This window comes from Streptomyces sp. NPDC016845 (assembly GCF_044332585.1).
Classification (GTDB): domain Bacteria; phylum Actinomycetota; class Actinomycetes; order Streptomycetales; family Streptomycetaceae; genus Streptomyces.
Window position 1 is genome coordinate 95,598 of sequence record NZ_JBIRPI010000015.1, and the last position, 15,051, is coordinate 110,648.

The window sequence follows — 15,051 nt, forward strand, 5'->3', positions numbered from 1 at the left end:
GCTGACTGGCATGGCCAACACGGACAACACCGAGGACAAGCTGCGGGACTACCTCAAGCGCGTCACCACGGATCTGCGGCAGACCCGCAGCAGACTCACCGACCTGGAGACGCGGGCGCACGAGCCCGTCGCCATCGTGGCCACCGCCTGCCACATGCCCGGCGGAGTGCGCAGCCCCGAGGACCTGTGGCGAATCGTCGCCGACGGCGTCGACACCGTCTCGGACCTGCCGTCCGACCGTGGCTGGGACATCGAGGCGCTGTACGACCCCGACCCCGAGCGCATCGGTACCAGCTACGTCCGCCAGGGCGCCTTCCTCCACGACGCCGCCGAGTTCGACGCGGGCTTCTTCGAGATCTCGCCGCGTGAGGCGACCGCGATGGACCCGCAGCAGCGGCTCCTCCTGGAGACGACCTGGGAGGCGTTCGAACGCGGCGGCATCGACCCGACCACCCTGCGGGGCAGCTCCACCGGCGTCTTCGTCGGCGCCAGCAACCAGGCGTACGCGCCCGACGGCACCCGTGCTCCCGAGGGCATCGAGGGACACCTGCTGACCGGCGGGTCCGCCGCCGTCCTGTCCGGCCGCATCGCCTACAACTTCGGCTTCGAAGGCCCCGCCGTCAGCCTCGACACCATGTGCTCCTCGTCGCTCGTCGCCCTCCACCTCGCGGTACGGGCCCTGCGCTCCGGCGAGTGCTCCATGGCCGTCGCGGGCGGCGTCACCGTCATGGCCAGCATGCGCAACTTCATCGAGTTCAGCCGCCAGCGCGGACTCGCCGCCGACGGCCGCTGCAAGCCCTTCTCCGCCGACGCGGACGGCACCGGCTGGGGCGAAGGCGTGGGTGTGCTGCTCCTGGAGCGGCTGTCGGACGCGCGGGCCAACGGCCATCAGGTCCTCGCGGTCATCCGGGGCTCGGCGATCAACCAGGACGGCGCGTCGAACGGCCTGACGGCGCCGAACGGACCGTCGCAGCAGCGCGTCATCCGCGCGGCACTGTCCGACGCGGGCCTGTCGGCCGCGGACGTCGACGTGGTCGAGGCCCACGGGACGGGCACGAAGCTAGGCGACCCGATCGAGGCCCAGGCGCTCCTTGCCACCTACGGCAAGGCACGTGACGCCGACAACCCGCTGTGGATCGGCTCCCTGAAGTCCAATGTCGGCCACACACAGGCCGCTTCCGGCGTCGCCGGCGTCATCAAGATGGTCGAGTCGCTCCGGCACGGCGTGGCTCCCAAGTCGCTGCACGGTGAGGAGGCCACCCCGCACGTCGACTGGTCCTCCGGCACCCTCCGGCTGCTCACCGAGGCCGTCGACTGGCCCGCGACCGGACGGCCGCGCCGCGCGGGCGTCTCCTCGTTCGGCGGCAGCGGCACCAACGCCCACGTCGTCCTGGAGCAGGCACCGGCCCCCGAACCCGTAGAGGAACCCGAACCCGTAGAGGAAGAGGAAACGGCCGTCGAGGTCGCCACGGCTGCGGTCGCGCTGCCCTGGCTGCTGTCGGCCCGCTCGGAGGCCGCACTGCGGGAGCAGGCCCGACGGCTGGCCGACCGCGTCGAATCCGCCGACCTGTCTGCCGTGGACGTCGCCCACGCCCTCGCCACCGGCCGCGCCGCGCTGGAGGAGCGTGCCGCCGTCGTCGGCGCCGACCGCTCCGCCCTGCTCGACTCCCTCCACGCCCTGGCCCGAGGCGAACAGCCCGCGACAGCCGCCCGCGGCCTCGCTGAGAGCGAGAGCCTGGACCCCGTGTTCGTGTTTCCGGGGCAGGGGGCGCAGTGGGTGGGGATGGCAGTTGAGCTTCTTGACTCGTCGCCGGTGTTCGCGGCGCGGTTCGGGGAGTGTGCCGCCGCGCTGGGTGAGTTTGTGGACTGGTCGTTGGTTGATGTGGTGCGGGGGGTGGAGGGTGCGCCCGGGTTCGACCGGGTGGATGTCGTTCAGCCGGTGCTGTGGGCGGTGATGGTGTCGCTTGCTGCGTTGTGGGAGTCGTTCGGTGTGCGGCCGGCTGCGGTGGTGGGTCATTCGCAGGGTGAGATTGCTGCTGCGGTGGTGGCGGGTGCGTTGAGTGTGGGTGATGGTGCGCGGGTGGTGGCGTTGCGGTCGCGTGCGATTACGGCGTTGGCTGGTCGTGGGGGCATGGTGTCGGTCGCGCTGCCTGCGCAGGGCGCCCAGGAGTTGGCGAGGCGTTGGCCGGGGCGGGTGTCGGTGGCCGCGGTGAACGGGCCGGCGTCGACTGTGGTGTCGGGTGACGCGGACGCTTTGGATGAGCTGGTCGAGTATGCCGATGGCGCGGGTGTCCGGGTGCGCCGGATCGAGGTCGACTATGCGTCGCACTCGGCCCATGTGGAGTCCATCGAGCAGGAGTTGGCCGAGCTGCTGGGATCGGTGACGGCGTTGGAGCCGTCGGTGCCGTTTTTGTCGACGGTGACGGGGGAGTGGATCGACTCCGCTGTCACCGACGGTCAGTACTGGTACCGCAACCTGCGTCAGACCGTGCAGCTGGAGTCTGCCGTCGCCACGCTGGTCGCCGAAGGCCATGGCGCGTTCCTGGAGATGAGTCCGCACCCGGTGCTGACCGTCCCGGTCGCCGAGACCGTGGAGGCGGCCGGTTCGGACGCCCCGGTCGTCGGGTCCCTGCGACGCGAACAGGGCGGCCTCGACCGCTTCTACCTCTCCTTGGGTGAGGCCTGGGCGAAGGGCGTCGCCGTCGACTGGACCGCCGTTTTCACAGACCTGTCGCCGCGCCGGGTCGACCTGCCGACCTACGCGTTCCAGCGCAGCCGCTACTGGCTCGACCTGCCCAAGACACAGGCCGCCGCGGACCCCGCCGAAGAGCAGTTCTGGCGCAGTGTCGAGGAAGGCGATCTGGAGGCGCTCGCCGGCACGCTCGGCATCGAGGGGACCGACGGGCTCGGCGAACTCGTACCCGCGCTCTCCGCCTGGCACCGGGGGCGGCAGGGCCGCGCCCGCCTCGACAGCTGGCGCTACCGGGTCGTGTGGCGGCCCTACCCAGTGCCCGCGCATCCCGAGAGCGACCGCCTCGACGGCACCTGGCTGCTCGCCGTGCCCGCCGACCATCTGGGATCACCGCTGGTCAGCGGTGTCGCCGGGGCGCTGAGCCGGGCCGGGGCGACCGTCGTCACCCTCGTCATGGCCGCCGACGACCTCGACCGCGCGCAGATCGCCGCCCGGCTCACCGCCGCCGTCACCCAGACGGCGACCGAGACCGATACCAAGACCGAGACCGATACCAAGACCGAGACCGAGACCGAGACCGAGACCGAGACCGAGACCGGGCCCGAGACCCGGGCCGGCTCCGGCTCCGGCTCCGTACGGGGCGTCGTCTCGCTGCTCGCCCTCGACGAGCGCCCGGCACCCGCGCACTCCGGCGCCACCACCGCCATGGTGTCCTCGCTGCTCCTCGTCCAGGGGCTGATCGACGCCGACATCGACGCCAAGATGTGGTTCCTCACCAGCGGCGCCGTCGCCACCGGCGCCGAGGGGGACGCCGTCGACCACCCGGTCCAGGGCGCCCTGTGGGGCCTCGGCCGCGTCGTCGCCCTCGAACAGCCGCGCCGCTGGGGCGGACTGATCGACCTCCCCGCCGACGTGGACGACGACACCGCACACGGACTGGTCGCCCTCCTCGCCGCGCAGGGCGACGAGGACCAGATCGCCCTGCGCGGGCGCGACGCGCACATCCGCCGCCTTGTCCGCGCGCCGCTCGCCGGCCGGGCCGCCCCGCGCACCTGGCGCACCGGCGGAGCCGCGCTCGTCACCGGCGGCACCGGGGGCCTCGGCGCCCACACCGCCCGCCTCCTTGCCCGCAGCGGCGCCGAGCACCTCGTACTGACCAGCCGGCACGGCTCCGATGCGCCCGGGGCGGCCGAGCTGGAGCAGGAGCTGACCGGCCTCGGCTGCCGGGTCACGATCGCCGCCTGCGACGTCGCCGACCGGGACGCGCTGCGCGCGCTCGTCGAACAGGTCGAGTCCGACGGGCCCGCCATCCGTACCGTCGTCCACACCGCGGGCGTCGGCATGCTCGCGCCGCTCGCCGACACGGGCCTCGACTTCTTCGCCGAGGGCGCCCGCGCGAAGCTGCTCGGCGCGGCCAACCTCGACGCGCTCTTCGACCACGACCGCCTCGACGCCTTCGTCCTGTACTCGTCCGTCGCCGGTACCTGGGGCAGCGGCGACCACGGCGCCTACTCCGCCTCGAACGCCTACGTCGACGCCCTCGCCGAGAACCGCAGGGCCCGCGGCCTCACCGGCACCTCCCTGGCATGGGGCATCTGGAGCCCCGAGGGCGGCGGCATGGCCGTCAACGTCGTACGCGAGCAACTGCGCTGGCGCGGCATCCCGTTCATGGACGCCGACCTCGCCGTCGCGGGGCTTCAGCAGGCGCTCGACCACGACGAGACCTTCCTCGCCGTCGCCGACATCGACTGGGAGCGCTTCGTCCCCGTCTTCACGGCGGCCCACCCCCGGCCGCTGCTCCACGAGGTGCCCGAGGTCGCCGCGGCGATGAAGGCCGACGAGGCCGTGCTCGACCGCGCCGCCGACCGGCGCGGCGGACTGCGCGCGGAGCTCGCCGCCCTGCCCGCCGCCGAACGCGACCGGATGCTCACCGACGTGGTCCGCACCCAGGTCGCGGCCGTCCTCGGTTACGCCGACGGCAACGACGTCGCCGCCACCCGCGCCTTCCGTGAACTCGGCTTCGACTCCCTCACCGCCGTCGAACTGCGCAACCGCCTCAACGAGGCGACCGGCCTGGCTTTGCCCGCCACCATCGTCTTCGACCACCCCAACGTGCGTGACCTCGTACGCCACCTGCGCGGACACCTCATCGACGACAGCGCCGGCGAGCGGACAGCCGCTCTCCCCGCCGTACCCGCGGCCCGCCCCGCCCACGAGGACGAGCCGATCGCCATCGTCTCCATGGGCTGCCGCTTCCCCGGCGGAGCGCACTCGCCCGAGGACTTCTGGCGGCTCGTCCTCGACGGGACCGACGCGATATCCCCGCTGCCGGTCGACCGCGGCTGGAACCTGGAGGACCTGTACGACCCCGATCCCGACCGGGCCGGGACCACGTACGCCCGTGACGGCGGATTCCTGCACGAGGCGGGCGAGTTCGACGCCGCCTTCTTCGGCATCTCGCCGCGCGAGGCCACCGCGATGGACCCGCAGCAGCGGCTGCTCCTGGAGACCTCCTGGGAGACGCTCGAGCGGGCGGGCATCGCGCCGGACAGCCTGCGCGGCAGCGACACCGGCGTCTTCGTGGGCGTCTCCCACCAGGGCTACGGAGCGTCCGGCGAGGTCCCCGAGGGCCTCGAAGGACACCTGATCACCGGCACGGTCACCAGCATCGCCTCCGGCCGCGTCTCGTACACCCTCGGCCTCGAAGGCCCGGCCGTGACCATGGACACCGGGTGCTCCTCCGCACTCGTCGCCATGCACGTGGCCATGCGCTCCCTGCGCTCCGGCGAGTGCTCCCTCGCGCTGACCGGCGGCGCCGCCGTGATGGGCGAGCCGATCGGCCTGGTCGGCTTCAGCCGCCAGCGCGGCCTCGCCGAGGACGGCCGCTGCAAGGCGTTCGGCGCGGGCGCCGACGGCATGGGCATGGCCGAAGGCGTCGGCGTCCTGCTCCTGGAGCGCCTGTCGGACGCACGGGCCAACGGTCATCAGGTCCTCGCCGTCGTCCGCGGCTCCGCCATCAACCAGGACGGGGCCTCCAACGGCCTCACCGCCCCCAACGGTCTCTCCCAGCAGCGCGTCATCCGCACGGCGCTGGCGGACGCGGGTCTGTCGGCGGCGGATGTGGACGTGGTCGAGGCTCATGGCACGGGTACGAAGCTGGGCGACCCGATCGAGGCGCAGGCCCTGCTGGCCACCTACGGTCAGGAGCGTGCTGCCGGTCAGCCCTTGTGGCTGGGATCGGTGAAGTCCAACATCGGGCACACGCAGGCCGCTTCCGGCATGGCCGGGATCATCAAGATGGTGCAGGCCATGCGACACGGCATCCTGCCCAAGTCCCTGCACACCGACGAGGTCACCTCGTTCGTCGACTGGTCCGCCGGACAGGTCCGGATCCTCACCGAGGCACGTCCCTGGGAGCGGAACGACCGGCCGCGCCGGGCCGGCGTCTCCTCCTTCGGCGTCAGCGGCACCAACGCCCACATCATCCTCGAAGAGCCGGAGCCCATCGAGCCGGCGGCACCGGCGCCCGACGACCGGCACACGGCGACCGTGCCCTGGCTGCTTTCCGCCCGCTCGCAGGCCGCCCTGCGCGACCAGGCCGTGCGGCTGCTCACTCAGTTGGAGGGCACGGACACCGAGCCGCTCGACGTCGCGCACTCCCTTCTGACCAGCCGCGCCGCACTCGAAGAGCGTGCCGCCGTCGTCGGCGCCGACCGCACCACCTTGCTGAACGGCCTCCGGGCCCTCGCTACCGGCACCACCGACACGAGCTTCGCCCGGGGCACCGCCCCGCACAGCGGCGAGACCGTACAGCCCGTGTTCGTGTTCCCGGGGCAGGGGGCGCAGTGGGTGGGGATGGCGGTCGAACTCCTCGACTCCTCACCGGTGTTCGCGGCGCGGTTCGCGGAGTGTGCCGCCGCGCTGGATGAGTTTGTGGACTGGTCGTTGGTCGATGTGGTGCGCGGCGTGGACGGCGCCCCCGGGTTCGACCGGGTGGATGTCGTTCAGCCGGTGCTGTGGGCGGTGATGGTGTCGCTGGCCGCGCTGTGGGAGTCGTTCGGTGTGAAGCCTGCCGCGGTGATAGGCCACTCGCAGGGTGAGATTGCTGCTGCGGTGGTGGCGGGTGCGTTGAGTGTGGGTGATGGTGCGCGGGTGGTGGCGTTGCGGTCGCGTGCGATCACGGCGTTGGCTGGTCGTGGGGGCATGGTGTCGGTCGCGCTGCCTGCGCAGGGCGCCCAGGAGTTGGCGAGGCGTTGGCCGGGGCGGGTGTCGGTGGCCGCGGTGAACGGGCCGACCTCGACCGTGGTGTCGGGTGACGCGGACGCTTTGGATGAGCTGGTCGCGTATGCCGATGGCGCGGGTGTCCGGGTACGCCGGATCGAGGTCGACTACGCCTCGCACTCGGCCCATGTGGAGTCCATCGAACAGGAGTTGGCCGACGTCCTGGCCTCGGTGACGGCGTTGGAGCCGTCGGTACCGTTCCTGTCGACGGTGACGGGGGAGTGGATCGAGCCCGGACAGACCGATGGCGGGTACTGGTACCGCAACCTGCGTCAGACCGTGCAGCTGGAGCCTGCCGTCGCGAGGCTGGTCGCCGAGGGTCATGGCGCGTTTCTGGAGATGAGCCCGCATCCGGTGCTGACCGTCCCGGTCGCCGAGACCGTGGAGGCGGCCGGTTCGGACGCCCCGGTCGTCGGGTCCCTGCGGCGTGGTGAGGGCGGCCTCGACCGCTTCCTCCTCTCCCTCGGCGAAGCCTGGGCGAAGGGGCTCACCGTCGACTGGACCTCCGTCTTCGAGGGACGGTCGCCGCGCCGGGTCGAGTTGCCGACCTACGCCTTCCAGCGCAGCCACTACTGGCTGGAGCCGGTGGTCCGGCGGGGCGCCGACGACGTGCTGCCCAGTGGCCTCGACCTCCTTGACGACGGCTTCTGGGCCAGCGTGGACAGTCACGACGTGGACTCGCTCGCCGAGAGTCTCGGGATCGAGGACGTGAGGTCCCTTGCCGAGGTCGTACCCGCGCTGTCCTCCTGGCGGCGCGACCGGATCAACCGCACCACGCTCGACGGATGGCGCTACCGGGTCGCCTGGCAGCCCCGCTCGGAGCGGTCCGCCCGCGTCGCCGACCTCCCCGCCACCTGGCTGATCGTCGTGCCCGCCGGGTACGAGGACGACCCGTTGGTGCGGCAGGTCCACAAGGCGGTCGACGAGAGGTCGGCCGGAGCGCTGCTCCTGGTCGCCGACCGGGACGCCGCCGAACGCGACCGTATGGCGGAGCTCCTTGGCCGGCGCGTCGACGGCGTCGAGATCGGCGGCGTGCTCTCCCTGCTCGCCCTGGACGAGTCGCCCTGGTCCGCCGAAGGGGTGATGCCCACCGGTCTCGTCCTGTCCACCGCGCTGCTCCAGGCGCTCGGTGACGTCCGGGTCGGCGGGCCGGTGTGGTCCGCCACCCGCGGAGCTGTCTCCGTGCACCGCGGCGATCATCTGCGCACCCCGCTCCAGGCGATGTGCTGGGGCCTGGGCCGGATCGCGGCCCTGGAGTACCCGCAGCGCTGGGGCGGCCTGATCGACCTGCCCGGGACGCTGGACACCCGTGCCGCGCGCCGGCTGGTCACCGCGCTGTCCGGGACGCTGGAGGAGGACCACCTCGCGGTGCGTCCGTCGGGGATCTTCTCCCGCCGGCTCGTCCGCGCCGGTCAGGGCCCCCGGCCCGACGGCGCCTGGCGGCCTTCGGGCACCGTCCTGGTCACCGGAGGCACCGGCGGCCTCGGCCGGCACGTCGCCCGCTGGCTCGCCCGCGGCGGCGCCGAGCACCTGGTACTCGCCTCCCGGCGCGGTCCGGACGCCCTCGGCGCGCGCGAACTCGTCGCCGAACTCGCCGAGTCGGGGACCCCGGCGACGGTCGTCGCCTGTGACGTCGCCGACGCCGACGCGGTGCGGCGGCTCGTCGACGACCTGCCCGGCGGCGGGACGCTGACCGCCGTCGTGCACACCGCCGGCATCATCGACGACGGGGTCATCGACACGCTGACCCCGCAGCGCGCGCACGGCGTCGTACGGCCCAAGGCCGACGCCGCGCTCGCCCTCGACGCCGCCACCCGCCACCTCGACCTCGACGCGTTCGTCCTGTTCTCGTCCATGGCCGGCACGCTCGGCGGACCCGGGCAGGGCAGCTACGCCGCGGCCAACGCCTTCCTCGACGCCCTGGCCGCGCGCCGCAGGGCGGAGGGGCTGCCCGCCACCTCCGTCGGCTGGGGCACCTGGGCGGGGGGCGGCATGGTCGGGGAGGAGGTCGCGGAGCGGCTGCGCCGCGACGGCGTCCCCCCGATGGACCCCGAGCTGGCCATCGCCTCCCTGCAGAAGGCGCTCGACGAGGACGAGGAGTTCCTGATCGTCGCCGACGTCGACTGGAAGCTCATCACCGCCCGCGCGTTCGCCGCGCTGCGGGAGTTCCCCGAAGCACGCCGGGCCGCCGTGGCCGACAGCGCGGAGAAGAAGGAGACCGAGACCGTCGACGGGCCGCCGCTCGTACGACGCCTTGCCGCCCTGTCGTCGGCCGCCGAGCGCCGTGCCGCGCTGCTCGCCGAGGTCAGGTCCCAGGCCGCCGCCGTGCTCGGCCACGCCGACGTCGACGCCGTGCCCGACGGACGGGCCTTCCGCGACCTCGGCTTCGACTCGCTCACCGCCGTCGAACTGCGCAACCGGTTCGCCGAGGCCACCGGGTTGCGGCTGCCCGTCACGCTCGCCTTCGACCACCCCTCCGCGAGCGCTCTCGCCGCCCACCTCGACAGTGAGCTGTTCGGCGGTACGGACACGGCCGGTGACGCCCTCCCGCAGTTGCCCACCGCCGCCGTGGACGACGACCCGGTCGTCATCGTCGGCATGGGCTGCCGCTTCCCCGGCGGGGTCACCTCGCCGGAGGAGCTGTGGCGCCTGGTCGCCGACGGCACCGACGCCATCACCCCCTTCCCCGCCGACCGGGGCTGGGACGTCGAGAACCTCTACGACCCCGACCCCGAGCGCATCGGCCACTCCTACGCACGGCACGGCGGATTCCTGCACGACGCCGACCGGTTCGACCCGGCCTTCTTCGGCATCGCACCCCGTGAGGCCGTCGCGATCGACCCGCAGCACCGGCTCCTGCTCGAGACGTCCTGGGAGGCGTTCGAACGCGCCGGGATCGATCCTGACCGGCTGCGCGGCGCCCGCGCGGGCGTGTTCGTCGGCTCCAACTACAACGACTACGCCAGCCGCGCCCGCCGCGCCCCCGAGGAACTGGAGGGCTACCTCGCCACCGGCAGCGCTAGCAGCGTCGCCTCGGGGCGCATCGCCTACACCTTCGGACTGGAGGGCCCCGCGGTCACCGTCGACACGGCCTGCTCCTCATCGCTGGTGGCGATGCACCTCGCGGTGCAGGCCCTGCGGTCGGGGGAGTGCGAACTCGCCCTCGCAGGCGGTGTCACCGTGATCTCGACGCCGGACACCTTCGTCGAGTTCAGCCGGCAGCGCGCCCTGTCGCCCGACGGCCGCTGCAAGGCGTTCGGCGCGGACGCCGACGGCGCGGGCTGGGCCGAAGGCGTGGGCCTGCTCCTCCTCGAGCGGCTGTCCGACGCCCGCCGCAACGGACACCCCGTACTCGCCATGGTGGCCGGTTCCGCCGTCAACCAGGACGGCGCCTCCAACGGCCTCACCGCGCCGAGCGGCCCCGCCCAGCAGCGCGTGATCCGGCAGGCCCTCGCCTCCGCCGGGCTCTCGCCGCAGGACGTGGACGCCGTCGAGGCGCACGGCACCGGTACCAGCCTCGGCGACCCCATCGAGGCACAGGCGCTGCTCGCCACCTACGGCCAGGACCGGCCCGCCGACCGGCCGCTGTGGCTGGGCGCGCTGAAGTCCAACATCGGCCACACCCAAGCGGCTTCGGGCGTCGCCGGCGTCATCAAGATGGTGATGGCGATGCGGCAGAACGTCCTGCCGCGCACCCTGCACGCCGAGCAGCCGTCCCCGCACATCGACTGGTCCTCCGGAGCCGTCCGGCTGCTGCACGAGGAGCAGGGCTGGGCTCCCGGTGACACCCCGCGCCGTGCGGGCGTCTCCTCGTTCGGCGTCTCCGGCACCAACGCGCACGTCATCCTCCAGGAACCTGAGCCTGAGCCGGAGCCGGACGCTCCCGCCGCCGTCGAACCGGCCCGCCCGGCGGGCCGCACCCCCGGCGTCCTGCCCTGGCTGCTCTCCGCCCGCTCCACCGCCGCGCTGCGCGCCCAGGCCCGCCGCCTCCTCGACCACCTCGCCGACCGCCCCGGCACCGCAGCGGCGGACATCGCCCTGTCGCTCGCCACCACCCGCGCCCACCACGACGAGCGGGCGGCCGTCGTCACCGACGACGCGAACGGCCTGACCGAGGCGCTCACCGCCCTCGCCGACGGCCGCGAGCACCCGCTGCTCACCACGGACCGGGCCCGCGGCGGCAAGGTGGCGTTCCTGTTCTCCGGCCAGGGCGCCCAGCAGGCCGCCACCGGACGCGTCCTCTACGAGCGCCACGAGGCCTACGCCGACGCCCTCGACGAGGTCTGCGCCCACCTCGACGCCCACCTCGAACCGCCGCTGCGCGACGTCCTGTTCGCCGCTCCCGGCACCGAGAAGGCCGCCCTCCTCGACCGCACCGCCTACACGCAGGCCGGCCTCTTCGCCGTACAGGTCGCCCTGTACCGGTTCCTGGAGAGCCTGGGCGTGCGGCCCGACGCGCTGCTCGGCCACTCCGTCGGCGAGATCGCCGCGGCCCACGTCGCGGGCGTGCTGACCCTGGAGGACGCCTGCGCGCTCGTCGCCGTACGCGGCCGCCTCATGGGCGGGCTTCCCACGGGCGGCGTCATGATCTCCGTACAGGCCGGTGAGGATGAGGTGACCCCTCTGCTCGCCGCCCACGAGGGCCGGGTGGCCGTGGCCGCCCTGAACAGCCCGCAGGCCACCGTCCTGTCCGGCGACGAGGACGCGGTCACCGCGGTCGCCGACGAACTGGCCGCCAGGGGACGCAAGACGCACCGCCTCAACGTCAGCCACGCCTTCCACTCGCACCACATGGACGGCATGCTCGACGCGTTCGCCGCCCACACCGGCGGGATCCGGCACGAAGAGGCCGCGCTGCCGGTCGTCTCCACCGTCACCGGCCGCCCCGTCAGCGCCGAGGAACCCTTCGACGGCGCCTACTGGGTGCGGCAGGTCCGCGACGGCGTGCGCTTCCACGACGGCGTTCGCGCGCTGGAGGAACAGGGCGTCACCACGTACGTCGAGATCGGACCCGGCGGCGTCCTGACGGCGCTGGCCGGTGACTGCGTCGAAGGCGACGCCACCCTCGTGCCGACCCTGCGCCGCGACACCGAGGAGGAGGCGTCCCTGACCTCCGCCCTCGTCCGGCTGCACAGCCACGGCCACCGCGTCGACTGGAACACCTGGTTCGCCCCCACCGGCGCCCGCCGCACCGACCTGCCCACCTACCCCTTCCAGCGGCGCAGCTACTGGCTGGAGACGACGGGCCCCGACACCGACCGCACCGATCCCGACGCCGTGCACCACGGCCTGCTGACGGCGGCCGTCCCGCTCGCCGAGAGCTCCGGGACCGTCCTGACCGGCACTGTCTCCGTGGACGGCAGGCCCTGGCTCGCCGACCACGCGCTCGACGGGCGGATCCTCTTCCCCGGCACCGCCTTCCTCGACCTCGCCATGGAGGCCTGCGCCCACACCGGAGCCGTCCGCGTCGCGGACCTCACCCTGCAGACACCGCTCGTCCTCCCCGAGAACGGCGCCGTCCACCTCCAGGTCGCCGTCACGGCGGCCGACGCCGACGGTGACCGCGCCCTGACCGTGCACTCCCGGCCCGCCGGCACTTCCGGCGCGTGGACCCGGCACGCCGAAGGCACCCTCAGCGACACCCCCGCGGCGACCGTCGCCGCACCCCTTCCCGCCGCGTGGCCGCCGCCCGGCGCCACCGCGGTGCCGGTGAGCGGAGTGTACGAGCACATCGCCGCCGGGGGCTTCGCCTACGGCCCCGCCTTCCGCGGACTGCGCGCCGCCTGGCGCGACGGCTCCACCGTGTACGCGGAGATCGCCCCCGAGGACGGCGAACACCTCCAGGGCACCGACCGGTTCCGCGTCCACCCCGCCCTGCTCGACGCGGCCCTGCACACGGTGGCCCTCGCCGCCGGCGAGGAGAACGGTGGCACGGTCGTCCCGTTCACGTTCTCGGACATCACCGTGCACCGCGCCGGGCCCGCCGCCCTGCGCGTCCGTCTCACCCCTGAGGCGGAGCACGTCTTCCAAGTGGCCCTCCTCGACGGCGCCGGGCAGCCGGTCGCCGACATCGGCGCCCTCACGCTGCGTCCCGTGGACACCAGCACCCTCCCGGCCGCCCAGGGCCGCGGCGCGCTCCACCGCATCCGCTGGACACCCGCCGCACCCGGTACGGTCCCGGCGGGCACCCCGCACGTCCTCGGCGACGCGGCGCCCTCGCTCACCAACGCCGTCCGGCACACCGGCCCGGCCGCGCTGGCCACCACCACCGCCGCGACGGGCGCACCCGACGCCGTACTCGCCGCCGTACCGGAGACGTACGAGGACGCAGACCTGGGCGCCGCCACCCGCCGCGCCACCGGGCACGCCCTGGGCCTGGTCACCGAATGGCTCGCCGAGGACGCCCTGGCCGGCTCCCGCCTCGTGGTGCTCACCCGGAACGCCGTCGCCACCGGCGCCGACGACGGACCGCGCACCGACCCCGCCCAGGCCGCCGTCTGGGGCCTGATCCGGGCGGCGCGCGCCGAGAACCCGGGGCGCTTCGTCCTCGTCGACCACGACGGCAGCCCCGCCTCCCTGGCGCTGCTGGCCTCCCTGCCGGTCCTGACGGAGAGCGAATTCGCGCTGCGCGACGGTGTCGTGCTGACCCCGCGGCTCGCCCGGGTCGGCCCGGCGGACACAACCGCCGCGCCCACGAACCGCGCACCGGGCGACGGCACCGTCCTGGTCACCGGAGCCGGTGGCGTCCTGGGCCGGCGGATCGCCCGCCACCTCGTCACCGCCCACGGCGTCCGGTCCCTGGTCCTCGCCGGGCGGCGCGGCGAGGCAGCCGACGGCATGCCCGGACTCCGCGAGGAACTCACCGGCCTCGGCGCCCACGTCACCGTCGCCGCCTGCGACGTCGCCGACCGCGACGCCCTGACCGCGCTGCTCGACGCGGTGCCCGCCGACCGTCCGCTGACCACCGTCGTCCACACCGCGGGCGTCCTCGACGACGGCATCGTGCAGTCCCTGACACCCGAACGCGTCGACACCGTGCTGCGCGCCAAGGCCGACGCCACCGTCCTCCTGGCGGAACTCACCCGGGACACCGGCACCGAACTCGTCCTGTTCTCCTCGGTGGCGGGCACCTTCGGCGGTGTCGGCCAGGCCAACTACTCGGCGGCCAACGCCTTCCTGGACGCCTTCGCCGCCCGCCACGACACCCCGGGACGCCGCATCCGGTCGCTCGCCTGGGGCCTGTGGGCCGAACGCAGCGGCATGACCGGAAAACTCGGCGACGCCGACCTGCGCCGCATCGCCCGCAGCGGACTGCGCCCCATGGAGACCGACGACGCGCTCGCCCTGCTCGACGCCGCGCTGCGCGCCCCGGAACCCTGGTACGCGCCCGTCGACCTCGACCCGGCCGCCCTGCGCGCCTCCGACGGCTCGGTGCCCGACCTGGTCCGCGACCTGGTGCGGACCCGCACCCGGCGCCCGGCCGAACCGGCGCCGACCGGCCCGGCGGCCCCCGCAGCAAACGACCTGAGCGCACGCCTGGCCGGCCTCGCCCCCGCCGACCGGCACTCCGCCGTCCTGACCGCCGTACTCACCCAGGCGGCCCTGGTCATCGGCCACGACAGCCCCGACTCACTCGACCCCGAAGGAGGCTTCCTGGACAGCGGATTCAACTCCCTGACCGCCGTCGAACTCCGCAACCGCATCGGCGCCCTCGCCGGCGTACGACTGCCCGCGACCCTCATGTTCGACCACCCCACACCGGAGCGGCTCGCGGCGCACCTCCTGGAGCGCATCGCCCCCGCCGCCCGGCCCGCGACGTCCCCGATCCTCGACCAACTCGACGCCCTGGAAGCCCGCTTCACCGGGGCGACGCTGGACACGACCGTGGACGACACGCTCCACGACCAGCTCCGCGCCCGGCTGCGTGGCCTCCTCGACCGGCTGGACGGCACCCCCGGCCTGCCCGGAGCCCCGGCAGCCGCGACGGAGGCCGACGAGGTCTCCGACGACGAGCTGCGCGCCTTCCTCGAGGGCGACCTCGACGAGGCCTGAACCAAGGCCGGTCGTCCCGGCCGCGA

1 protein-coding gene is annotated in these 15,051 nt (G+C 74.0%); it reads left to right on the forward strand.

The features are described 5' to 3' along the window. Positions 1–10 precede the first annotated feature (10 nt). On the forward strand, positions 11–15,025 hold the full coding sequence (locus ACH4RC_RS29070; protein ID WP_398206160.1) for a type I polyketide synthase: 15,015 nt from the start codon (positions 11–13) through the stop codon (positions 15,023–15,025). Positions 15,026–15,051 lie beyond the last annotated feature (26 nt).

What these genes read in the sequence shown, in the direction of transcription:
- ACH4RC_RS29070 (WP_398206160.1), top strand. Translation starts at nt 11, where the DNA reads ATGGCCAACACGGACAACACCGAGGACAAGCTGCGGGACTACCTCAAG.